The following is a 25,083-nucleotide window of genomic DNA, read 5'->3' as shown; positions in this document are numbered from 1 at the left end:
GCATCGCACTGCCTTATTTAAAGATTTTTCTACGAAATATTTTAATGTCCCATAAACCAACTGCTCCCATAGCAAGAAGAATAATTCCACAAACCACGAAGGTTAAAGCAGGCTTATTGGAACTAAAGACTGAATCAATTCCACCTAAAGCGATTGGTGCTAAGAAAATTCCACAATTACTACCGATCAACAAAATCGAAGTTGTTAGGTTTAAAGTTCCCTTTGATGAGATCTCGGTGGCAATGTTTAAAATGTATGAAACTACCACGGCATCAAGGAAAGTCACCAAAAAGAATCCAAGTGCGGCACTAAAGAAGGAATGTGACAAGCCAATCCATAACTGACAAATTCCACTCGCAATGATTCCAACGGGCAACAGATACTTCTTTAATCTCATGAGTGCCACACTAAAAATAATTCCACCAACTAGTCCAAAGATTGGAGCAATACTAATTACCACGGCTGATTGTTGGGTAGAACCAATCCCTGTTCCTTCGATGAACTCGGCAATTCGAACGGTTGCTCCGACGTAAGTAATTTGATAAACAGCTAAAAGAATTGTCCAAAACAAAACATCGGTATTAACTTTTGGGAAATACTGATTTTTTCGTTCGGCTTGATAATGTTCCTCTTGCGGTGGATTTGGCACAAAGAAGAAGAACAGAATGGCCACTGGAAATGCCAAAGTATAAATCAAGAAGGCACTATGCCAACCAAAGTCAACCAGTAGCGCACCAGCAACATAGGCCGAAATGGCATTCCCTAACATCTCAAAGCCACTTCTAACTCCCATTAGCTGGTTCTTCTCCCTTAAAGAAGGTGCCGATCAGACTGACGGCTAATCCATTTAATAATCCCAAACCAATACCAAAGGCAAATCTGGAAATGAGCATGACATAATAATTAGTGACGAAGATGGGAATGACCCCAGCTATTCCACTAACCAACAGTCCAAAGATCACCGTTCGCTTGGGACCAATTTTTTAGCAATCCAACTACTTGCCAACAAAAAAATGATAACGGCAAGAGCAGGCATGGTGGCAATTAACTCAATACTTGAGTAAGAATGTCCAGGGAACGCACGCTGCCATTGAGGCACTTCAGCTGAAACTGATAGTGATGACGCCAAAACTAATGAAACTGCCAATAATGAAAATTTCATCATTGGAGAATATTTTTTCTTTTCTTGATCCATGAACTCCACCATCCCTTATTACTTAATTTGTTACTTAATGAATCGATTATACAAAAAAAGAGTGGCAAATGGAAGCCACTCTAACTTAATCAACTAATTAATTGTTAATTATGTTCTTTTAAGAATTTATTCTTTAATTTTTCCCATGTGAAGAGTTAAAGCATTAACAGCAACGATAATCGTTGAAGCTGACATAATTAAGGCTCCAACCGCTGGAGAAAGGATGATACCCCATGGAGCAAGAATCCCAGCAGCTAGCGGCATCGCAATAATATTGTATCCAGCACCCCACCAGAGGTTCTCAACCATTTTACGGTTAGTTGCTCTAGCCAGATCCAAGAAATCAATGATATCCTCCGGATCACTTTTGACTAAAACAACATCAGCTGATTCAATTGCAACGTCGGTTCCAGCACCGATGGCAACTCCAATGTTAGCTCGAGACAAACTTGGTGCATCGTTGATACCATCTCCGACCATCATGACATCGTTACCCTTACTCTGATACTCCTTAATGATTTCTTCCTTGTTCTGTGGAAGTAGTTCAGCACGATAATCAATGTCACCTAACTGATGTGCGACTCGTTTAGCAGCTAAATCATTATCACCAGTGAGCATGACTGGAGTGATATTCATTCTTCTTAAAGCCTTGATAAGGTCAATTGACTTCGGACGAAGGACATCACCTTGAGCAATAACCCCCAGAACCTTGTCATTACTTACAAGGTAACTGATTGAATTTCCTTGACTTGCTAAATCATCAAACTGCTTTTGGCTATAGTCCAAATGATTGTCTGATAAATATTTAGCAGTAACAATCTTGTATTCTTGGTCATCAATCTGACCGGTCAACCCAACTCCTTGAATTGCTTGAACATTTTTAGCCGGAGTTACATTGATCCCTTCCCTTTTAGCCTTAGCTAAAATTCCAGTTGCAAGAGGATGGCTTGAATTAGCTTCAAGATCAGCAAACTTTGTAAGTAATTCATTGTCGCTCATATCTGAATCAGATGTGACGTCATTAACCTGGAAGACCCCTTCGGTTAAAGTTCCAGTCTTATCCATAAAGACGTAGTCAAGGCGCTTAACTTCTTCAATTGCCTGACGGTGGCGAATTAAAAGACCATTTTGAGCTCCAATTGAGGTGCTTCGAGCAACAACCAAGGGAATTGCGAGTCCTAAAGCATGAGGACATGCAATTACTAAGACGGTAATCATTCTTTGTAATCCATAACTCAGTCCACTAAGAATGGTCCAAATAATTAATGCCAGAATTCCAATTATCAAAGCACCATAGAATAACCAACGTGAAACCTTGTCAGCCATCGTTTGAGCCTTTGATTTTTCCTTCTGGGACGCCTGAACCATCTTGATAACTTGAGCCAAATAACCGTCTTTGGCAGTCGCGGTAACTTTTACCTTAATACTACCGTCACCGTTAACAGATCCACCAATAACTTTACTACCAGGTTTCTTGGTAACAGCTCTTGATTCACCCGTTACTAAAGACTCGTTTACGGCACTCGTGCCAGAATCAACAACCCCGTCGGATGGGACTTTTTCACCTGGTTGAACAAGAACCACATTGCCAACTTGCAACTGATCCAGATTAACATCCTTCGTCTTGCCATTTGGTTCAACTAAATGAGCGGTATTAGGAAGTAGTGCCGCCATTTTCTTCAGAGCATCTCCAGCGTTCATGACCGCATCCATTTCAATCCAGTGACCTAGAAGCATGATGACAATCAACGTTGCCAGCTCCCAGAAGAAATTCATCACGTGACCGCTTGGATTAACAAAGGTGTTCATGATAAATGCATATAAACTGTAGAAGTAAGATGCACCAATTCCAAGCGTGATCAACGTCATCATGGCAGGAGCACGATTCTCTAATTCACCTTTAGCTCCCTTAAAGAATGGTTCTCCACCGTAGAAGAATAAAATTGTTGAGAGGATCATGACAACCCAGTCTGATCCGGGAAAAGTAATCTGAAATGGCAGTTTCATTCCCATGAATGGAGAAAGTAATAGGATGGGGATCGTAAGGATCAATGAAATCCAAAAGCGACGCTTAAAGTTTCCCATGTTCATCATGTGGCCGCCACCCATGTCCATTGAGCCACCGCTCATATTCATGTTCATAGATCCATGTTTCATCTTCATCGAACCATGATCCATCTTCATTTTATGATTACTACCCATGTTCATTTGTGACTTATTATTTTGAGAATTCATATTTTTCATTTTGTGGTCGTCATGATTCATGTTCATATTATTCATTGAATCATGCTTCCCGTTGTTCATGTCTTTCATTAAAAAGCTCCTCTCTACTGACAATCCATGTTCATATTGCCTGGCAAGCAGTTACAGTCAACTTTATCAGGCGCCGTTTTTAATTTTTGGTTTAACATTTTTACCAACTGATTAATATCGCCCTTACTAATCTTACTTTGACTAACTAAATCCATAATCGTTTGCCCTTTTCGCATGTCACACATCTGTTTAAAAAGTTCCTCAGCGCTCAGATTCATCGCATTTTGTTCACCAACTGTCGATGAATAAACAAAGTGCTGACCCTGTTTTACTCTTGTCAGCAGTCCCTTTTTAACCAAGCGACCAAGTAGGGTTTTGATGGTCGATTCCTTCCAGTCCCGTTTACTGGCGACAGCATCAATAATGCTTCGTGATGAACTAGCACCCATGGTCCAAATTAGCCGCATAATTTGCCATTCAGCAGGTGTGATTTCATCAATTTTTTTAACTTCATTCAACTCTATCACCCCAAAACGTTTAATTTACATCTGTAAACTCAAATTTAAATATAATCTACAATTGTAAACTTTGCAAGGATTTTAAATCTCCTGCATAAAGAAAAGAGTGATTAGTTACCGTCGTCTCAGTAACTGATCACTCTTTTTTAATATTTTCTAAGGTAAACTTTATCCACGATATGACCTTTACCCTTATGAATAATAAGGTTAGCCCGTTCTCGGGTTGGCAATATATACTCGTTTAAATTTGGTAAATTAACGGTATTCCAAACATTCTCAGCCATTTCAATCGCTTTTTGGGGTTCCTCTTTCGCATATTTGTAATAATAATTGGTCGGATCTTTAAACGCGGTCTTCATTAACTTTTTGAAACGGTTGAGATACCACGTTTCAATTAATTTTGGATCAGCATCAATGTAAATTGAAAAATCAGTAAAATCACCAATGTAAAGCTTCTGATGATCCGGAATTTGGAGGGTATTGATCCCTTCAATAATTAAGATATCAGGATTTTTAATGACATCGTATCGGTTGGGAATAATGTCATAAGTCTGATGAGAATAAACGGGAGCTTTCACTTCTTTTACCCCGGCTTTAATCTTAACCAAAAATTGAATTAAAGATTCCATGTCATAGCTTTCAGGAAAGCCCTTACGATCAAGGATTCCCTTCTCCTTCAAGATCTTTGTTGGATACAAAAAGCCGTCCGTGGTAATTAATTGGGTCTTCATGTCCGGTAATAAATCGGTAAAAAGGTATCGCAGTAAGCGTGCGGCCGTGGATTTCCCAACTGCTACACTTCCTGAAATTCCAATAATAAACGGAATTTTGGGAGTCAAACGTTTTAGAAAGTGACTCTCGGTATTTTCCCAATTTTGATAATGTTTCGAAGCCAATTCCAACAAATGAACCAATGGCATGTAGATGTTAGACACATCATCCAATGAAATTTGGTCGTTAAAGGCTTTTAACCGCTCCAAATTAGCTTGAGTAATCGGCGCTGATTCGTTCGGATAAAACTCTTTCCATTCATTTTTACTGAATTCATAAAAATCTTTCATCGCCAATCACCTACTTGGTTACCAACTGATATTCATCCTTTGGAACATCATTAAACAGTGGTGATAATTCACCAATTGAAATCACATCTAAACGATGCATAGCACGACTACAAATCGTATAAACTAACTGATCGTCACGTTCCGTTGGATATTCTTGTTTAGAACCATTCCACATTACAACGGCATCAAACTCAAGTCCCTTGGCTAAATAAGCTGGGACCACAATGACACCCTTAACTAACCGCTGATTTTCGGTCTGAATCAAAGTGGATTTAATCCCCTTCTGCTCGAGCTTTTCGTGCACTCGTTTACATTCATCCAATGATTTCGCAATTATAGCCGTGGTGTCGTTGGCTTGATCGTTGGTCTGAATCGTCTCTTTTAAAGAGTCAATGCCACTATCAACATCACCTACCACGTTGATCTTAGGAAGTTCCCCTGTTCTCGCAAAGGATTGAATCTTACTTCCATCTGGAATCAGATGCTTCGTAAAATCAGTAATTTGTTCGGTTGACCGGTACGATTTATTGAGTTCGATGACCCGAGTTTTCTCTGGATCAAACATCGTTTCCATTTCTTTTAACAAACTCTGGCTACTTTCATGGGTGAAAATGGCCTGATTAAGATCTCCCAGTAAAGTAAACTTAGCCCGGGGAAAATTAAACTTCAGGTAAGCCAACTGAAATGGGGTATAGTCCTGAACTTCATCAACAAACAGGTAACGCATATGAACATCAGGACGTTTCCCAGAAATCAAGTCGTATAAATAGAGATAAATGGAGATGTCAGCATCACTGATTTTTCCATTCTTTAAACGATCAATCGATTTTTCCACTCCGTCGTTCCATTCCTGCTCACTAATTCCATATTTACTCAGGTCCGCGATTCGAGGAACATTTCTTAGTAAGTTAACGAATTGACGGTTGATACTGACAAAACGACCGCGGGTAATGGCTTTTTTGACGTTTCGAAAGGCATTCTGAACAATCTTTTTAGCAAGGAAATTGTATTCCTTGTCTGGGTTATCCATACTCTCACCAAACTTGGCGTAAATGGCTTGCAGTTGTTGTTGATCAAGACCTTCAATGGTCTCTTCCACCCACTTCTTACGCATTTCACTTCCAATGTGGCGATTCAAAATCTTACTTAGTTCTTCCTTAGTGGCTTCCAATCGATTTCGCAAGTTATAGTTCTGGTTAAAACGATAGTAAATCTCACTAATCTCTTCTTTGGAGATAAAGACATTCTGTTCAAACTTAATATCCTTAAATTGGAAATTTTCCTTATTTAAATGATGAGCATACTTCCCCACCAACTTAAAGAAGTCCAAACTGTTCTTAAAGTCGACCACTTTCTGCTGATGCTTTTCGTGGGTTTCAGTGAAACGCTCACCAACCGTTTCCACACTTAGGTGCGGAACGCGCCGATTAGTGTACTGATAATACGTCATCTGAACCATGTTTTGTTCCCCTAGTTCAGGTAAAACTTCATTAATATAATCATTAAATAATTGGTTAGGTGAAAACAAGATGACTTGACCAGAGTTCAAATTCCCCCGGTAACGGTAAAGGAGGTACGCAATTCGTTGTAAAACTGCAGCCGTTTTTCCTGATCCAGCCGCTCCTTGAACGAAAAGAAGGTCAGAATCAGTATCCCGAATGATTTGATTTTGTTCCTTTTGGATAGTGGTCACGATACTCTTCATCTTCGTATCGGACTGGTGACTAAGGTTTTCTAGTAACAGATTATCGCCTAACGCCTCATCCGTATCAAAGATGGTCTCAATCTTACCGTCTTTAATCTCAATTTGTCGCTTTAATTTGACATCCACCTTCTGTGGTCCAGCTGGTGAATCATAGGTCATCTGACCGATTCCACTATCATAGTAAATACTGGAAATGGGAGCTCGCCAATCATAAACCAGGTAGTCATCTGGATTATCGGTAAATGAAGCCAGTCCAATATAGATCGTCTCGGTGTGCTTTTCACCCTCTTCGTGAAAATCAATGCGTGCGAAATAAGGGTTTTGATCCAACCGTTTTAACGTCCCTAAGTCTCTAGCGGCATTCTTCCATCGATTTTCCCGTTCTGACAACAGTTGTTGTTGCTGTCTTACTGAGACTCCGGTTTCCATCTGACCACTATATGTACTGGTCTTCAGACGAACATCATTAAAAAAGTTTTTTTGGATTTCCGATTGGTCACCCTTCGCTTTTTTAATTTTTTTAGCAGCGTCGACTTCTGCCATTTCAATCTTGCTTTCCACAAAATCAAGGTGCTTCTGTTCTGATTTTTTAATTGAATTTTCCAACGGATAATCCCTCCTGCTTGCTAAACTTGACTAAATATTCTAACATATTACATCAGCCCGACAAAATATAAAAAACCAAGGTGATCGTAATATGGATTCAATTTCGTTAGTAATTGTTCTACTGGCGGCCCTCATAACGCCATTAATCATGGCTAGATTCCACATTTCTATGCTACCAACGGCGGTCGTAGAAATCTTAGTTGGAATCATCTTAGGTCCCAGTCTATTTAACATTGTATCGGACTCAAATATCTTATCCATTCTTTCCAAAATCGGTGTAATTGTCCTCCTGTTTTTGAGTGGAATGGAAATCGATTTTTCACTATTTAAGCCCAAAAATAAGAACCCGAGTGAACTCGAAAAGAAGTCAAATAAGAACGCTCCTCGTTTTTCTTCGGTCCAACTAGCCTTCATGGGTTACGCAACCGTTATTATCCTATCATTAATTCTAGGATACTTCTGTAAATTAAGCGGTCTTTTCAGTGATTTTTGGTTAGCTTCCATTCTATTTGCTACCATTTCACTGGGAGTCGTAATTGCTGCCCTAAAAGAAAAGGACGTGACCGGCAGTGCGTTTGGTCAAACCATTCTGTTAATTGCAGCTTTAGGTGAAGTTTTACCAATCTTTGCCCTTACGATCTATGCATCCGTCTTCGGTAAAGACAGTAAGTCACTATGGTTAATTTTGATTCTCTTTGTGGTAGCGGGATTTCTACTCTGGTGGTTCAAACGCTTCTTTAAATTCTCAGACCAAATCAACAAATCAACCACTCAAATTGATATTCGTCTCGCATTCTTTATCATCGTGCTCCTATCAACCATTGCGGTTTTCGTGGGCTCAGAAGATATCTTAGGAGCCTTCATCGGTGGAATGGTATACAAACTCTTGCAACCATCCGAAACGACTAAAGATCGGCTGGATTCAATTGGATACGGTCTGTTTATCCCCGTCTTCTTCATCATGAGTGGTGTCGGTTTGAATGTCAAAGAGTTATTGTCTAATCCAGCTACACTGATACTCATCCCAGTCTTCTTTGCGAGTTACATTATCTCCAAATTGGGACTTTATCCCATCTTTAGACTTCGCTTCAATAAGCGAAATTCACTAGCGGGGATGGCGCTTCCAAGTGCCACCATCACGATGGTGTTAGCCATTCTTCAGGTTGCCAAGGGCATGAAGGTTATTACCTCGCAACAATCTGGAGCATTCTTACTGGCTGCCATTATTACTTGTATCCTTGGACCCCTGGTCTTTAACAAGGCCTTTAAGGTTGAACCAGAAACCTATCCTAAGATTAAAGTAAACTTTTTCGGGGTCAACCTAACAACCATTCCAGTTGCCCAACAACTGTCAACCGGATGGTATGACGTTAACGTCTACACTGACAACGAGGAACACTATCGTTCCTATAACAGTCAGGCTAACGTTCATCTGGTCGACAAATTGGATCCACAATCCCTGATTGAGAACGGATACTTTGACTGTGACATCACCGTTATGGCCTACTTTGACTCAGAAACAAGTTATGAATTAGCTAAGGCAGCTAAGAAGTACGGGGTACGTCTTGTTATTGCCCGTTTTGAAAATCGGGACGTCCTTGACAAACACAAGAAAGAACTTCTGGATCTAGGGGTTGAAATTTACAATAATCTGTCCGTTAACATTGCCATGCTCAGAGAATTAATCGAAGTACCATCTACCTTTAAGATGATTGAATCCAACGAATCGATTCTCCATGAGGTTAAGTTAACCAATCCGAGTCTTGCCAATACCCCAATCAAGAGTCTTCCGTTCAGTAATGACATTACCATTAATGAAATTTTCAGAGATCATCAACCACTTCATCCAACTGGAAACACTACTTTGATGTTGGGTGATCAAATTATCTTCTCGGCTAAAAAGGGAACTGGCATTCAAATCAGAAATGAATTTAATCCTGATGAATAAATGAAGTCCTAATAAACTCTTCTAACTCAACAAGTTAGTGGAGTTTATTTTTTATGCCACCATTTTATCTCAATTAAGAAACTAATTACTTCAAATAATTATTAAATTATACCAATTCCACTTCGCCCACGTTTATATTAAGGGCCAAAATATGCTAGAATTAGGCAACTAGTCAATCAGGAGGAAAATAAAATGACTTCACTTAATTTATATTTTGTAAGACACGGTCAAACTTATCTAAACCGTTATCATCGTTTACAGGGTTGGGCAGATTCTGCATTGACCGATAAGGGAATTACAGATGCAATTGATGCCGGTAAACACCTTAGCAAAATTAACTTTGACAAAGCATACAGTAGTGACACCAAAAGAGCGCGTGACACGGCTGAATTAATTTTAAAAGAAAACCCATCAGGGTTAATTGAACCCATTGAGATGGAAAATCTCAGAGAAGAAAACTTTGGCTATTTTGAGGGAAACGACATGGGTCAAGTTTGGCACATCATTGGTGGACCTTCTGGAGCTGATTCTTATAGTCAGATGATCGCAACCTACACGATGGAAAAGACCCGTGACATGATTGCGGATGCTGACCCTTACGGCGACGCCGAAAATGATTCTCAGTTTTGGCAACGAGTTCAAACTGGACTGGACGAAATCGTTAACAATGCTGAAGACGGTGATGATATCTTAATCACCGCTCACGGAACCTTTATTCGAAGCATCGTCAGTCGATTTAGTGACATTGACATTAGTGACCCAATTCATAACGGAAGTGTTACTAAAATCGAATATAAAGACGGTGACTACGTCGTAAAGTACTATAACAATATTTCTGATCCAGTCTAAAGGAGCTTTAATGAACGATAATCTTACTGATGTAATTACAATTGGCCTAGATTTAAATGATGCCAATTTTCAGTACTCAATGGAAGAACTCAATAATCTCGTCACGGCTAATAACATGCAAAGTGTTGAAACCGTTACGCAAAAATTAGATCATCCTGATCCAGCCACTTACTTTGGTAAGGGTAAAGTGGAATTTCTTGAGCAACTCGTTAAAACCACGGAAACGGACGTGATCGTTGCCAACGATGAACTGAGTCCCAGTCAGATTCGGAATCTGGAAAAACTGACCAATGCTAAAATCATTGACCGAACGGGACTCATCTTAGAAATCTTCGCCAACCGGGCACGCTCACGTGAGGCCAAATTGCAGGTTCAACTTGCTAAACTTAACTATCAACTTCCCAGACTCCGAACCAGTGCAAGTCAACGCCTGGACCAGCAGTCTGCTGGAGGTGGTCTTGCTAACCGTGGTGCTGGTGAAACCCAAATTGAGTTAAATCGGCGAACCATCCAACACCAAATTAATCATGTTCGTCACGAACTAAAAGAAATTGACAAATCATACGACACGCAGAGTAAAAAGCGCAAACAAAATGACCTTAAAACCATTGCACTGGTTGGATATACGAATGCTGGGAAATCCACCATTATGAACCAACTGGTCAAACGCTTTGGGGAGAATGAAGGTAAAGAAGTTACAGTTAAAAACATGCTGTTCGCTACCCTAGACACCAGCGTTAGAAAGATTGAATTACCAAACCACAAACGATTTCTGGCAACCGATACGGTTGGTTTTGTAAGTCAACTTCCCCACCAACTCATTCAAGCCTTCAAATCAACTCTGGCTGAAGCAGCTAATGCAGATCTATTGATTCAAGTGGTTGATTATTCTGATCCTAACCAGGAATTAATGATGCAGACCACCGAAGCAACCCTCAAAGAAATCGGGGTTCCGGATATCCCAATGATTAAGGTCTTCAACAAGGCTGACAAAAGTGGCGAGAACTACCCTGTTCGTGAGGGCAACAATATCATCATGTCCGCTCTGGACCCTAGTTCCATTAACCGCTTGGTTGACATTATCTCCGAAAACTTGTTTAAGGATTACATCAAAAAAACTTACCTAGTTCCGTTTAGTAATGGTCAGGTCGTCTCTGATTTAAACGAAAACGAGACGGTTTATCAGACTGACTATACTGATCAGGGAACCGTTTTACGGGTCGAACTTCCGGAAACATCCGCGGGAAAATATAAAAAATATGAAGTTAATGAATAAAATTTTAGTTGACATTTAGGATAGATCGCGGTTAAATAGTCCTATAATTAATTTAAGAGAACAATATTTAAAGAAATTGCCTAAGAGAGGCTGACGTTATTCTGGAAGTTGGCTGACTAATCTTTATTTCACCATCTCTTAAAAATAGATTAATAACCAACAGAAAGTGCTCTGGTTTATTCAGAGAATTTTGGGTGGAACCGCGTAAACTTGCGTCCCTGACATTTATTTGTCGGGGACTTTTTTTATTCTCAAAAAGGGGGAATTTATTATGAAAAAAAAGGAAGCAAATTCAAACGTTAAACTTAATCGTTCGCTTGGACTTTGGTCCGCACTCTCGCTTGTAGTTGGAACCATCATCGGGGTTGGAATTTTTGTTAGACAAGCAGCCGTCTTAAATGACGCTGGATCAGCAACGGGTGCCATGCTAGCTTGGCTAGCTGGTGGCCTATTAACCTTAGCCGCTGGCCTCTCAATTGCCGAAATTGCTTCACAAATTCCCGCCACGGGTGGCTTATACGCCTATATGGAAGTGATTTACAACAAGTTCTGGGGCTTTCTCTCAGGATGGATGCAAATTATCGTATATGGACCTGCCATGATCGCCTCATTAGGTGCCTACCTAGCAATTCTTTTAGGGGACTTCTTCCATATCCAACCCCAGTGGAACATCCCAATTGCGATTGTGGCCGTGGTTGCTGTTGGGTTACTTAACACCTTCCCCAACCGGTTCGGAGCTGCCTTCTCAATCGTTACTACTATTTGCAAATTAGTTCCCGTGGCCGCTTTGATTATTTTTGGCCTTTTCTTTGGCCACGCGGACGCTTTCACTCAAAGTGTCAGTGACGTCCATTCCACAGTTGGGGGCTTTGGAGTTGCCATGTTAGCCACTCTCTTTGCTTTCGATGGTTGGATTTTAGTTGCTAACCTGGGTGGAGAAATTAAAAATCCGAAGAAGATGTTGCCACGTGCTATTACCTTTGGAATCTTAGCCGTCATTGCAATTTACATGTTAGTTTCCTACGGGGTTCTTAAAAGTATTGGTCCCCAGAAAATTCATGAACTCGGGACCAACGCAATCCCGTACATGGCCAACAAGGATTTTGGCGTCATCGGTGGAAAGATCCTGAGTATCGGAATTATCATTTCGATCATCGGTTGTATGAACGGAAAAATCATGACCTTCCCTCGTATCATGTATGCTATGGCAAAGGAAAATCAACTTCCCTTTTCAAAACAGTTAGCTTACTTAAACCCGAAGACTAGAACTCCGATCGTTTCCATTGCTGCGGTATTAGCCATCGTAATTATCATGATTTGTTTCTTTGATGCCGATCGCCTTTCCGAACTATGCATCTTCACGGTTTACTGTTTCTACGTCATGGCGTTTTTCGGGGTTTTCATTTTAAGAAAACGTCATCCAGATCGAAAACGAGTCTTCTCGGTTCCCCTCTATCCATTTACGCCAATTATCGCAATTTTAGCTTCCCTTTTCGTAATTTGTTCCGAAATTGGTTCCGACTTTATTGGGGTAGTTTGTTCCCTTGGAATTGTGGCACTTGGAATTCCAGTTTATTATTTCGAAGTAACCAGTAAGAAAAATAAAGCTCCAAAATAAATAAAAAAGAGATCTCGTTTGAGATCTCTTTTTTACTTTTTCCGGTATGCAATTTTAATTTGAACCGCGTAATCATCAGCACCATCAATTAATCCAGCCCGACCAGCTGTCTTGTACTTTCCACCTACTAAAAAGGCCTCGGCTAAGTATAGCTTAACCTTATTCTTATCAAGGTTTTGAATATCTTCAAAACCCGCTTGGACAATGTGACCAACCGGTTCACAGTTAACCTGATTCATCCCTGCGTATACCTCATATTTTCCATTCTCTTCTCTTAAATCAAAGTACGGAATTAAGGCACCATCCCCCATCGCATAAACACGATGCTTGGGACTGGTCTTTATTTCAGAAAGAAGGGCTCGCTCACCCAAACCATTATAGTCATAGTTGGCCACTTTCTTGTTAATCATGGTCTCAGCTAACTCATGAATGTTATGCCGTTCACTCAGAGTGGATTCCAACTTAGCGGGCATCGTCTTTCGCTCATCGAACAATCCATTAGCGGGAATATTGCGATAACGACGCTGTTCACCACTTATTGGCTTTTCTTCACTCTTGGGTTGAATGTGTAATACTTTATTAATTACTGGTGTTACGTCAAACTTGGCTCTCTTCTTGGTGAAATAATACATGATGTTCAAATACAAGAAGTACGCCAGGATCAACACTACTAAGAAGATCAAAATCCCCCTAATGATGAATCCGTTGACAGCAAAACGGTAGGCAACGTAAAGGAGATATAAATCCCCTAACACACCTAAAATCACGTAAATTCGACTCTTAGTGTTCGTTTCAATCGTAACGTAACCCAGGTAGTGATTAATAATATCTAGAAAACTAAACATTAACGATCACCTCCCGTAGTGGTGGCCTTTTCCTGTGTATTATTTTGGGTGTTATTGGAATTATTTCCAGTATTGTTATTAGTATTGCCGCCATTATTTTCATTTTGGCTCGATTTTCCGGTACTTCCATTGTTATTGTCACCAGTAGTCGTTTTCTGGGCATTACTACCATTGTCAGTATTGGAATTATTCCCATCCGAATTAGTCGAATTATTCTGATCCTGTTTACCCGAAGTGGTCTTATTTTGATCATCGTTTTGTGACTTATTGGTGTTATCCGTATTGTTCTGACTATTCCCAGAATTATTAGATTCATTTTTACCGCTATCGCCATTAGAATCTGAGCTCTGGTTCTTAGAATCTTTAATGTTATCATCGTTTCCCTTCAACTTAAAACCAAAGATGGACTTCTTTTGATTAGTTGGATGGGATGTCACTTTGGCACCTTCATGGGTGTTGGTGGCTTTATTGACCACCACGTTGGTAGCTCCAAGGGCCAATAATGGCAAACGGAGTAAGAAACGGTGGCACTCGATTTGGCATTTAATCATCCTCTCAACATATATTCTCTTTTTGAATCTTTAATTATTACACATAAAAGTAAAGAAATCATTCCAATCCAGAAAAGATTTCTTAAAGTTGCTTTCTTAAGTTTAAAACAATCTGATCAATCCGTTCTCGGGTTTGACTCCACTCCTCATTATCAATCACAATGGATCGACCCTTTAACGCACTAGGGAGGGTTAGATCCCGTTCATCTTCCTTACTCTCCATTCGAACTTGGATCTGGGCCATGGTGTCACCACGGTCAATCATGCGCTGTTTCAGTTCAGCTGGATTTTTGACCCTTAAAAAGATGACCACTGCTTCCGATCCCAGCTTATCCTTGTACGTGATCGCTCCCTTGGTATCTAACACGATCGAAACAATGGGTGACTTGACAAAAGCCCGTTCTAACCCCTCATATGACGATCCATAGTAATTACCCGAATACTTCACGGATTCCAAAAGATGGAGCTGTTTAAAACTCTGTTGGGTTTCAAAATAGTAATCCACTCCATTTTGCTCGTGGTCCCGTGGAGGTCTCGTTGTGTGAGTGATAACTTTGGGGATGCCATACCTTTTCATTAAATAATCCGAGATAGTGGTCTTCCCAGTGCCAGCTGCACCAGTAATCACAATTACAAATCGTTTATTTGACATAATGCTCCTCAATGTACTTATTCGCTTTTTTAAGTGGAGGAAGTAAATTGTCATAGGTTACTAATTTAAGTGCTTCATCATAAGTGCACCAACGATATTCACTAATTTCTTCATCCTGTTTAGTAACCGGTGTCCCAACGGGAACTTCGGTCACAAAGAAGGTGACCTCTTTGTGGTGACCATTCTTCATGTCATATTCCACCTTGAAGTGAAACCCATCGTCAATGTCGGCACGAATCCCAGTTTCTTCCCTTAGTTCTCGTTGAGCTGCTTGTTGCAACGTTTCGTTTCCTTCTACGTGTCCCTTAGGATAGCCCCAAAAATTACTAGTTGCACTTTTTAAAAGTAGATAAAGTGGTTGGTTGTCTTTAAATTGGAAGGCAATCGTTCCACCGTCAATTTCATTAATCATAAAAATGCCCCATTTATTTGTTTCTTTCATTGTACCAAAAAATCAAAAACTACACTGATTTAATACTAAACTTCAGCATGATTGGCGACAAAATGGTGGAAAGAACAATCACCATAATAATTTCAGAATATAACTCTGGAGCAAGCAAGTGGCTAGCCAATCCAATCTGAGCCACAATCAGTGCCATCTCACCTCTAGAAACCATTCCTGACCCGACTACGTTGGCTTCATTCCAAGTCAGTCCAGTTAATTTAGCACCAATTCCACAACCAATCCACTTGGTAAGGAGTGCCAAAACGGTCATCACAATTACAATTATCCACGTACTAGAAAGCCCTTTAAAACTCATTTCCATTCCAATGGCGGCAAAAAAAATGGGAATGAAGAAAGAATAACCAACTTGGTTAGCACTCTTTATCACCTGATCTCGAAGTGGCGTTCTGGCGATGGCAATTCCAGCAAAGAAGGCCCCTAAAACCGTACTTAAATTGGCTGCTTCCGCCAAATAAGCCATCAGCAAGCAAATACTAATTCCAACCACCGAAACAGCTGAATTAGCCGGGAGTAAGTCGGCTAGGCGCATTAACCATGGTGCAATCCACTTGATGACCAGTATAATCAACACAAAGAATAGGATTTGCCACGTGAATAACACCAGTAGATTTTTCGAACCAGATCCCGTGCCAAAAACACTTGAAAAAATACTCAACAGAACGATGGAAATTACATCGTCAACCACGGCCGCTCCTAAAATGGTAGCTCCAGCGACTGATTTTAATTTACCGAATTCCTGTAAAACTTCCACACTAATGGAAACTGAGGTGGCTGAAAAAATCACACCCCAAAACAAGGCTTTTTCAATGCCCTGTCCTAAGATTTGCCCATAAAAGGTAAATGCTAAGACTGGTAAAATGACCCCACAAATCGCCACACTAAACGCCGGCTTCAAGTACTTCTTAACCAAATCAAAGTCACATTCCAACCCAGCAATAAACATTAAAAAAATCACCCCAATTTCAGAGCCAACCGAAACCATATGATTTAAGTTAACTAGGTGTAAGACCGCTGGTCCCAGTAGTAACCCTGCTAAGATTTCACCAACAACGGCCGGCATTCCGATTCTTTGGCTCAGCACCCCTAAGATCAGCGTGGAAATTAAAATTAAACCAATCGACGCTAAATACTCCATTTTATTACCTCCATTATTCTACTATCCTTCAAAAAAAGCAGAGTTTGCCAATTTGACAAACTCCACTAATTAATAAAACTTATGTTCTTTTATCATTTTCTTGGCCTTGGGGTTGGACTTAGTTCTTGCTTCAAACAAGTAGTAAGTAGCCCGTCGTGCCTCAAACATTTGCGCATGACTGCTACGCAATCTGTAATTTTTAATTAGAGCATCACGTCCACCTTTTCTGGAACCACTGCTCATATAACTATATAATTTATCGTTATTCTTACCACTCGTATTATCAACTCGGATTACCAACCACTGGACCTGTTTCTTCTGCACCACCTTGTTAGCCGATCTCATCATTCTTGGATAAGCCCGACTAGGAATGTTGTTTCGCTCAAAGAAATAGTGGGTTGGGTAGGCACCAGAACTCGTATAGAAACCGTTTTCCAAACGACTATAGGTCAAAAGGGTTGGGGTTCCTTTACTTTCATCTCTGATAATCTTTCCAAATGACACTTGAGCAGGTTGTTGATACTGTCCCTTCTTAGGATTAAGGGTAACGTATAAGTTTTGGGGATGTAACTTTGAATAAATAAAGTTATTGTTTGATCCAAGCACAAACGTTAGCGCCATGCATAGTGCCACAGCAACAAACGTCCATGGCAGAGCAAGTTTCCTGTTAGATTCAAAATGTCTAATAAAGAAGACCAATAAGAAGATGGTCGTTACCAGGATAAATGGGAAGTACGCTAATTGATAGTACTGATAGATCTTTCCAAAGGTATGACCATAAACGGCAACAATCGCATTGACAATCATCATGAATAAAAAGAGGGACTTTGAAACCCCATTCTTGAAGATTTCATGATCAAACAAAACGTAGATGAGACCTAGTAGTCCAAAAACTGTGGTAATTGGATACTGAGTTAAAAACTTCATGAAGAAGCCAGTGGCCATAAGCATCTTAGTGGGAATAATTCCAGAAGATCCATAAACGGTCATATTGATCGTAAAGTAAACGTGAATAAACGCTTTAAGACTGCCAGTCACTACAAAGTAAATTAACCAAGGGACAAGGGCAATCAAGAAACTTAATCCACTGAATAAAATCAACCGCCACATCTCTTTAAAGCGACGGTGATAAACGTAGAAAACAAACATAAATACATAAAATCCGATCCACGGACCCAGCAAGGTGTACTTCGAGAAGAACACAACTCCTACCATGAATCCTTGAATCATCCATTCCCACCATTTGATGTCAAAATGGTTTTGACTCGCTTTCAAAGCCACGTAAATCAAATACAAAACAGCTGGAAAAACAAAGAATTCAACTGATCCACCATAGTCATAGAATGGCTGAAGCACGGCAAAGACCGGCATAAACAGTGAAATTACAAATGACCAATTCTGTGACAAATACAACCGAGCAATCTTGTATGCCATGGTCATGATAATAATCATGGCAATGATTTCAAACGGCATCATTCCCACCAAAGAACGCTTGGTAAGTAATGATGATAGTCCATAGATCAGATAAACAAAGGGTCCCTTTTGTTCAAAAACATCTTTATAAGGAATAATCCCATGAAACATAGCCTTACCAACAGTAAAGAAGTTATTACTATCAGGCGATGTATCAAAATAATAAAACGGTGAAGCAAACGATAAAAGCAATATTATGATGATACTCATTACCACAAAAGTTAAACCAAATAGATATGGTTTAGTTTTTAGTTTCTTTAGCATAAGATATTCTTCCAATCATTCAGAAATTTATATTGTACTCAAATAATAGTGGCAATTATACCACACTGCCCAAATGAAGAACGGCACTTCAACATTTTATAAAGTTATCTTAAAATTGTTAACGCCGTTTAAGTAACCAATAGGTCGATTTACGATTATTCGGGGCTTTTTGTTCATGAGTCGACACAACCCGATAATTTTCTAACAGTGTCTTAGAGGCTGGTCGGGTCGAACCATGCTGGCTAAAATACGTTTTGATTGAGTCTGCCTGATTGGTTTTTACCACAATCCACTGAACCGCTTTATCTTGAACCGCTTTATTCTGGGACCTCACTATCTTAGGGTTCTTATCATACGGAATATTATTGATTTGAAAATAGTACTGAGTGGGCAGTGCCCCAGAAACCGTGTACATCCCCAAGTCAAGATAGCCATAGTTCAGTAGGGTTGGGGTCCCTTTACTCTCCTCACGCATGATCTTACCAAATTTTTGTTGTGCAGTCTGCTTGTCATTCATATCCAAGGTTTCTTCATTGTTATCAGGAAACAACTTTGATTTTTGAAAATTATCATTAACTCCCATGGTAAAAAATAGCATTAAGAGAGCCATTCCAATAAACATTGGAACCAATCGTTCCTTTGGCAAATTAAAATGTTGATAACGCAAAAGTTTGGCAACTAAAATCACCAATGTAACTACCACATAAGGCATAAAAGCCAACTGATAGTAAACATAAAGCGTATCAGGAGTATAACTATAAACAGCAAAAAAGGCGCTCACAAACATCATACACAAAAAAAGGACTTTCGAGATCCCTTTATTAAATACGACAAAAAGTGCAAGTGGAATGGCACCAAGTACAAAAAGTTGTGGTTTATCGATCAAAAACTCACTGAAGATTGCAAACGGTCCAGCAATTTTAGTAAGAATTCCACCACCAACGGAAGTGTTATAAACCGTCATATTGGAAACAAAATAGACATCGTAAAACGCCTTGAAAGAATTGGTGACAAGAAAATAAATTCCCCATGGTACTACCGAAAGTAGAAAACCAATCCCACTTGCAATCACCATCTTGAAAAGGCTATTAAATTGGCGGTGATACAAGTAGACCACCGCAAAGATAATGTAAAACGCAATCCAGGTTCCAAGTAAAGTATATTTAGAGAGGAAAACCACTCCTACTAGGAATCCCTGAACAAGCCAGTTCCCATTACTAATCATAAAATGATCGTTGCAAGCTTTAAACGTTAAATAGACAGCCGATAAAATCATCGGAAACACGAATTCCTCGACTAAGCCACCATACGTAAAATATTCCTGAAACATCAAAAAGAACGGTGTTATTAAAGCCAGAATTGCAGCGGTCGGTTTATTAATATAGAGGTGAGCTGTTTTAAAAACCAAAAACATGGACGTAGCCAGCGAAATTATTTCTACTATTGTAATACCAATAATTGAATAGTGGCTGATCAGATAAGCTAATCCATATAAAAGATAGACATATGGTCCCTTCTGTTCAAAGACATCCTTATAAGGAACTAGTCCATGCATCATCCCTTTACCAACCGTAAAAAAACAGTTGATATCGGGTGAATAGTCAAAATAATAAAGCGGGGATGCATAACTAAACATCCCAATAAAAACAAGTGCTACTAGTACGAAAGCTAAAAAATAACGAACGTTAACATTTTTAATAAAACGTTCTAAACGGAACCTCATTACCGATCCTACTCCTTTTTAAACTCCTCTTATTATATCCTAGAATAATTGTCCTGTACACGTTGACCACATTTCCCAATTACGTTCCCCACTTTTTTTACCGTTTCAAAGTGGTATCATAATAACTAAATCAAATAGGTAGGTGAATGTTATGAAACAAGGAACCAAAATCATTACATTAGATAATGGTTACCACCTATGGACTAACACTCAAGGAACTGGAGATATTCATCTTCTGGCTCTTCATGGAGGCCCTGGTGGCACACACGAATATTGGGAAAACACCGCTGATGAACTCAAAAAACAAGGATTGAACGTCCAGGTTCATATGTACGATCAGTTAGGATCATGGTATTCAGATACCCCTGATTTTGACGATCCCAAGGTAGCAAATAAGGTTTTGACTTACGATTACTTCCTCGATGAAGTTGAAGAAGTTCGTCAAAAACTAGGAATCGACAAGTTTTACCTCATTGGTCAATCTTGGGGTGGTGCTTTAGTTCAGATGTACGCTGCTAAGTATGGCGATCATCTGAAGGGTGCTATCATTTCATCAATGGTTGATCGTATGGGCGACTATACTAAGCACCTGGCCCAAATCAGAGAAACGGCTTTAACTCCCGACCAGTTAGCATACATGAAAAAATGTGAAGCCAACAACGATTACGATAACGATAAATATCAAGAACTCGTTGAACTGCTTAATCGTGAATACGTTGACAGAAAACAGCCGCCAGCAATCGCTCACTTAGTGGATACCATGAGCAAACCAATCTACAACGCCTTTCAGGGTGACAACGAATTTGTTATTACCGGAAAGTTAAAGGACTGGAACTTTACTGATCATCTAAAAGACATTAAGGTTCCAACCCTTGTGACCTTTGGTGAACATGAAACCATGCCAATGGAAACCGGAAAACGGATGGCCAAAATGATTCCAAACGCTAAGTTTGTTTCAACTCCAAATGGTGGTCATCATCACATGATTGATAATGCTCCCGTTTACTATGACCATTTGGCAAACTTTATTAAACAAGTTGAAAATGGTACATTTAATCAAAATTAGACCAATAAAAAGACACTTCATAAAATGAAGTGTCTTTTTTGTTATTATTTCTTCGTTAAACTTAACTTTTCCACATCAATGGTTTTATCAACTAGTCCATCATAGAAACTCGCCTCATGACTAACGATGATGGCATTTCCTGGAAACTTGATAATGGCCCGCTTTAAAGCATTCTTGGTTTCGTCGTCCAAATGATTCGTAGGTTCATCCATGATTAAGAAGTTGCTTGGAACAAATTCCATCAGAGCTAACTTCACTTTCGTCTGTTCCCCACCAGAAAGTTCACCAATCGGCTTCATAGCATTAGCGGCATCAAGTCCACAACGCCCTAATTGAGATCGAATCTCCTTCTGGGTTAACTTAGGATACTTGTCCTGAATGATCTGAAGTGGCGTCATCTTGCGGTTAGGCCAAACCAGATCCTGACTAAAGTAATTAACCTTAGCAGATGGCGAAAAGTCAGCCTCGCCACCCTTTGCCGGAATCTGGCCCAGAATGGACTTAATCAAAGTTGACTTCCCAACCCCGTTAAATCCTTGTAGTCCCACTTTTTGGTCAGTATTAACCGAGAAAGTAACGGGCCGGAGCAATGGGCGATCATATCCAACTGAAAGTTGATCTACTACCAAAGCATTCTGTGAACCAGTGTCAGCATAAGGGAATTTGAACGAAGCTTGAATGTTACTTGAAGGTGGCTCAATGACATTCATGCGTTTCAACATTTTTTCTCTTGACTTCGCCATATTAGAATGACTGCCGGCCTTGTTCTTCTGAATGAAGGTCTTGGCCTTTGAGATTTCCTCTTGTTGCTTTTCATATTCCCGTTGCTGGGTCATTTCTTTTTCGTCTTTTTGTCGCATCGCTGACTTAAAGTCACCACGATACTTAGTAACTTTCCCAAACGCAACGTTGACAATACAGTTGGTGACTTTTTCCAAGAAATCGTAATCATGGGAAATAATCATTGCTGCCCCGTCAAAACTATTTAAATAATCTTCCAGCCAATTAATGTGAGCAGTATCTAAGTAGTTCGTCGGCTCATCAAGTAAAATTACATCTGGATGTTCCAGAATTAATTTAGCTAAAATAATCTTCGAACGTTGTCCACCACTCATTTCTGAAATGGTCTGATCTCTACCAATATCGTCAAGACCTAAACCATTAATTACTTGCTCAACTTCCGTATCAATATCATAAAAGTTCCGCGATTCAAGCTGTTCTTGGATTCGACCAGCCTGTTCAAGTAATTTTTCATCCATATTGTCGGCATATTTCATGTATAAATCACTCATATGCTGATTCATATTATAGAGGTCAGAAAAGGCGGTGTGTAAGAAATCAATTAACGTCATTCCTTTCGGAATATTAACGTATTGATCCAAGTAACCAATTTTGGTTCCCTTTTGCCATTTGATGTCACCAGTTAGAGGAAGTTGCTTATTGGTCAAAATTTTAATCAAAGTTGATTTTCCAACTCCGTTTTGGCCCACAATTCCCATGTGCTCACCCTTATTTAGCTGAAATGTAGCATCTGAGTAGAGGTCTTTATCAGCAAAACTCATGCTCAGATTCGATACACTTAATAACGCCATTATATATTTCCCTCCATTATTTCATAACTAATACCGTAACACCGAACCGTAATCAACGTCAATTATGTCAATTTGAGTGGTATAATTATAGGTACATTTTTATGAAAGAAGAGTACCTATGAAAATCAAAGATATTGATCACATCACCTTATCAGTAAAAGACATCGAAAAATCGATGCGCTTTTATCACGAAGTTCTAGATTTACCCGTTGTGATCGAAACTGAATCTCGAATTGAATTTCAGCTTGGTCACCAACGACTCGTTTGTGTCACCGCTAATGATGACAACGTCAAACCAGCCCACCCTACTCCTGGTTCTACCAGTTTTAGTGTGGTTGTAAGGGATCCGCTTTCCTCCATTCAATCCCATCTTGCTAATTATTTTGTTCCCATCATAGCAGGTCCACTTGAAAGTCAAGGACACAACGGCAAAATGAATTCCCTTTTCATTAATGATCCTGATAAAAATTTGATTGAGATTAGAGAGTATCAACGATAGGAATGAAAGGGAATACAACATCATCAAACCCCCGCGAGTTAGCCTTTTTTAATTTTACAACCATAATCATTTTTGTTATATTCGTCGAATATGCAAAAAGAAAGGATATTTATGAAAACAAAAAATTCAGAAAACAATTCAAATCAAAAAGTTGCAAAACCGAAGATGAGTCTTTTTAGCGTTACGATGTTAGCGTTAAGCTCAATCATCGGTTCAGGATGGCTGTTTGGATCCTGGGAAGGTGCCAAAACCGCAGGACCAGCAGCCATTATTTCGTGGGTCATTGGTGCGGTTGTAATTGGCGCGATCGCGTTTAATTACATAGAATTAGGCACAATGTTCCCCGAAAGTGGGGGAATGAGTAAATACGCTCAATACACCCATGGTCCCCTCCTCGGATTCATCGCATCGTGGTCAAACTGGGTTTCACTGGTAACCTTACTGCCAATTGAAGCAGTGGCTGCCGTTCAATACATGAGCTCATGGCCATGGAAATGGGCAAGTTGGACTCACGGATTCTACGCAAACGGAACCGTGACCACCGAAGGATTATTCATTGTATTTATCTTTATCCTCGTGTTTACCCTGTTGAACTACTGGTCAGTTAATTTACTGACACGTTTCACTACGCTAACTTCAATCTTTAAGATTGTGGTTCCAGTTCTTACTATTATTATGTTACTTGCTTCTGGTTTCCATTCACAAAACTTTAATAATGTAGCTACTGGTGGCTTCTTCCCATATGGGACTGCTCCAATCTTCACGGCTACTACCGTATCCGGTATTATTTTCTCATATAATGCCTTTCAAACGGTTATTAACGTTGGTGACGAAATTGAAAACCCGAAGAAGAACATTTGGCGTGGAATCGTCATTTCGCTTCTAATCAGTATCGTAATTTACGTTATGCTTCAATTTACCTTTATTGGTGTAATTGATCCTGGTACTTTAGCTAAACACGGATGGAATGGCATTAACTTTAGTTCACCATTTGCTGACCTTGCCATTATGCTGAACTTGAACTGGTTAGTCATCCTACTATACATTGATGCTTTCGTTTCACCCTTTGGAACCGGAGTTTCATTTGTTGCCTCAACTAGTCGGACTTTAGCTGCAATGACTGAAAACGGTCATATGCCTAAGTTCCTAGGAAAAATTAACAAAAAATGGGGAACGCCCAGAATCGCCATGATTGTCAATTGGATTGTCAGTTGTATCTTGGTCTCAGTATTCAGAAACTGGGCTGTCTTGGCTAGTGTAATTGCCACTTCCACGATGATTGCCTACCTTACTGGACCCGTCACATTGGGATCATTGCGTCTTCACGCACCTCATTTCAAACGTCCAGTTAAAATTAGTTTCGCTGGAATCATGGCACCATTAGCCTTCGTTCTTGCTAGTTTAGCAATTTACTGGGCAATGTGGCCTACTACCGTTGAAGTTATCATCGTTATTATGCTTGGTTTACCATTCTACTTCTTCTACGAAAATAAGAACGGTTGGAAAAACACTCTCACTAAATTCCGTGGTGGAGCATGGATGGTTGTATACCTCATCTTTATGGCAGCATTCTCATACATTGGGTCAACTCCATTTGGTGGACAAAACTGGATTCATTATCCATATGATTTCATTGTAATTATTGTGGTTTCCCTGGTATTCTTCTACTGGGGTGTCTTTAGTTATCAGCGTACTGGCAACATGCTTAATGCCAAAAACGTTAACGAACAGGTTGACGATGATCAGGTTGACGATTAGTTAATCTACTGCAAAAGCATAAGAATTTTG

General features: G+C 39.7%; 20 protein-coding genes and 1 pseudogene. 7 read left to right on the top strand and 14 right to left on the bottom strand.

Features of this window, described 5'->3' with window-relative positions; genetic code table 11:
• Window positions 1–13 precede the first annotated feature (13 nt).
• From LfDm3_RS03370 to helD, 6 genes and pseudogenes are all read right to left on the bottom strand, one after another.
• Window positions 14–962: pseudogene (locus LfDm3_RS03370) on the bottom strand (MFS transporter).
• Window positions 959–1,195: a hypothetical protein gene (locus tag LfDm3_RS06940; RefSeq protein WP_052236598.1), complete on the bottom strand. Its 237-nt coding sequence runs from the start codon at window positions 1,193–1,195 to the stop codon at window positions 959–961. The pseudogene LfDm3_RS03370 and the gene LfDm3_RS06940 overlap by 4 nt, the downstream one beginning before the upstream one ends.
• Before the next feature lie 126 nt (window positions 1,196–1,321).
• Window positions 1,322–3,508, bottom strand: a complete 2,187-nt coding sequence (locus tag LfDm3_RS03365; protein WP_052236597.1) for a heavy metal translocating P-type ATPase — start codon at window positions 3,506–3,508, stop codon at window positions 1,322–1,324.
• Between the two features lie 14 nt (window positions 3,509–3,522).
• A complete protein-coding gene (locus tag LfDm3_RS03360; protein WP_039144124.1) occupies window positions 3,523–3,975 on the bottom strand; it encodes a CopY/TcrY family copper transport repressor in 453 nt (150 codons plus the stop codon).
• 137 nt (window positions 3,976–4,112) lie between these two features.
• Entirely contained in the window at window positions 4,113–5,027 is a 915-nt protein-coding gene (gene coaA / locus LfDm3_RS03355) for a type I pantothenate kinase (RefSeq protein ID WP_039144122.1), read from the bottom strand.
• 10 nt (window positions 5,028–5,037) lie between these two features.
• The gene (gene helD / locus LfDm3_RS03350) at window positions 5,038–7,338 is read right to left on the bottom strand and encodes an RNA polymerase recycling motor HelD (RefSeq protein ID WP_039144121.1); all 2,301 of its coding nucleotides are present in this window, start codon (window positions 7,336–7,338) and stop codon (window positions 5,038–5,040) included.
• A 91-nt stretch (window positions 7,339–7,429) separates the two neighbouring features.
• On the opposite strand from helD, the gene LfDm3_RS03345 reads away from it, so the two are divergent.
• The 4 genes from LfDm3_RS03345 to LfDm3_RS03330 all read left to right on the top strand — a co-directional run bounded on the left by LfDm3_RS03345 (window position 7,430) and on the right by LfDm3_RS03330 (window position 13,029).
• Complete coding sequence (locus LfDm3_RS03345) at window positions 7,430–9,286, top strand: cation:proton antiporter domain-containing protein (protein WP_039144120.1); 1,857 nt, start codon at window positions 7,430–7,432, stop codon at window positions 9,284–9,286.
• 192 nt (window positions 9,287–9,478) lie between these two features.
• Window positions 9,479–10,135 carry a histidine phosphatase family protein gene (locus LfDm3_RS03340; RefSeq protein ID WP_039144119.1) on the top strand — a complete coding sequence of 219 codons (657 nt, stop codon included), beginning with the start codon at window positions 9,479–9,481 and terminating at the stop codon, window positions 10,133–10,135.
• Between the two features lie 10 nt (window positions 10,136–10,145).
• Window positions 10,146–11,411, top strand: coding sequence for a GTPase HflX (gene hflX, locus LfDm3_RS03335; protein WP_039144118.1), 1,266 nt, complete (start codon window positions 10,146–10,148; stop codon window positions 11,409–11,411).
• A gap of 271 nt (window positions 11,412–11,682) precedes the next feature.
• Window positions 11,683–13,029 carry an APC family permease gene (locus LfDm3_RS03330; RefSeq protein WP_039144117.1) on the top strand — a complete coding sequence of 449 codons (1,347 nt, stop codon included), beginning with the start codon at window positions 11,683–11,685 and terminating at the stop codon, window positions 13,027–13,029.
• Between the two features lie 32 nt (window positions 13,030–13,061).
• Here LfDm3_RS03330 and LfDm3_RS03325 read toward each other — a convergent pair whose 3' ends face one another.
• From LfDm3_RS03325 to LfDm3_RS03295, 7 genes are all read right to left on the bottom strand, one after another.
• Window positions 13,062–13,874, bottom strand: a complete 813-nt coding sequence (locus LfDm3_RS03325) for a DUF6681 family protein (RefSeq protein WP_039144116.1) — start codon at window positions 13,872–13,874, stop codon at window positions 13,062–13,064.
• Window positions 13,874–14,425, bottom strand: a complete 552-nt coding sequence (locus tag LfDm3_RS03320; RefSeq protein WP_156112348.1) for a hypothetical protein — start codon at window positions 14,423–14,425, stop codon at window positions 13,874–13,876. Before LfDm3_RS03320 ends, LfDm3_RS03325 begins: the two co-directional genes overlap by 1 nt.
• Window positions 14,426–14,507: 82 nt before the next feature.
• Window positions 14,508–15,077 (bottom strand): guanylate kinase, encoded by a 570-nt coding sequence (locus LfDm3_RS03315; RefSeq protein ID WP_039144113.1) that lies wholly within the window; start codon window positions 15,075–15,077, stop codon window positions 14,508–14,510.
• Entirely contained in the window at window positions 15,067–15,489 is a 423-nt protein-coding gene (locus LfDm3_RS03310) for a bis(5'-nucleosyl)-tetraphosphatase (RefSeq protein ID WP_039144112.1), read from the bottom strand. The genes LfDm3_RS03315 and LfDm3_RS03310 overlap by 11 nt, the downstream gene beginning before the upstream one ends.
• 49 nt (window positions 15,490–15,538) lie before the next feature.
• The gene (locus LfDm3_RS03305) at window positions 15,539–16,678 is read right to left on the bottom strand and encodes a cation:proton antiporter (RefSeq protein WP_039144111.1); all 1,140 of its coding nucleotides are present in this window, start codon (window positions 16,676–16,678) and stop codon (window positions 15,539–15,541) included.
• Window positions 16,679–16,747: 69 nt separating this feature from the next.
• Complete coding sequence (locus tag LfDm3_RS03300; RefSeq protein ID WP_052236596.1) at window positions 16,748–18,415, bottom strand: glycosyltransferase family 39 protein; 1,668 nt, start codon at window positions 18,413–18,415, stop codon at window positions 16,748–16,750.
• Window positions 18,416–18,533: 118 nt separating this feature from the next.
• Window positions 18,534–20,138, bottom strand: coding sequence for an ArnT family glycosyltransferase (locus tag LfDm3_RS03295; RefSeq protein WP_039144110.1), 1,605 nt, complete (start codon window positions 20,136–20,138; stop codon window positions 18,534–18,536).
• A 151-nt stretch (window positions 20,139–20,289) separates the two neighbouring features.
• Between LfDm3_RS03295 and LfDm3_RS03290 the strand changes: the two genes are divergently transcribed.
• The gene (locus LfDm3_RS03290; protein ID WP_039144108.1) at window positions 20,290–21,204 is read left to right on the top strand and encodes a proline-specific peptidase family protein; all 915 of its coding nucleotides are present in this window, start codon (window positions 20,290–20,292) and stop codon (window positions 21,202–21,204) included.
• A 44-nt stretch (window positions 21,205–21,248) separates the two neighbouring features.
• On the opposite strand, the gene LfDm3_RS03285 is transcribed toward LfDm3_RS03290, so the two are convergent.
• Window positions 21,249–22,796 carry an ABC-F family ATP-binding cassette domain-containing protein gene (locus LfDm3_RS03285; RefSeq protein WP_039144106.1) on the bottom strand — a complete coding sequence of 516 codons (1,548 nt, stop codon included), beginning with the start codon at window positions 22,794–22,796 and terminating at the stop codon, window positions 21,249–21,251.
• Window positions 22,797–22,914: 118 nt separating this feature from the next.
• Between LfDm3_RS03285 and LfDm3_RS03280 the strand changes: the two genes are divergently transcribed.
• Both LfDm3_RS03280 and LfDm3_RS03275 read left to right on the top strand, forming a co-directional pair.
• On the top strand, window positions 22,915–23,295 hold the full coding sequence (locus tag LfDm3_RS03280; RefSeq protein ID WP_039144104.1) for a VOC family protein: 381 nt from the start codon (window positions 22,915–22,917) through the stop codon (window positions 23,293–23,295).
• Between the two features lie 111 nt (window positions 23,296–23,406).
• The gene (locus LfDm3_RS03275; RefSeq protein ID WP_039144103.1) at window positions 23,407–25,053 is read left to right on the top strand and encodes an APC family permease; all 1,647 of its coding nucleotides are present in this window, start codon (window positions 23,407–23,409) and stop codon (window positions 25,051–25,053) included.
• Window positions 25,054–25,083 lie beyond the last annotated feature (30 nt).

This window comes from Fructilactobacillus fructivorans (genome assembly GCF_000814735.1).
Lineage (GTDB): Bacteria > Bacillota > Bacilli > Lactobacillales > Lactobacillaceae > Fructilactobacillus > Fructilactobacillus fructivorans.
The sequence above is the reverse complement of the archived record's forward strand: the minus strand, read 5'-3'. Positions and strand labels throughout refer to the sequence as shown.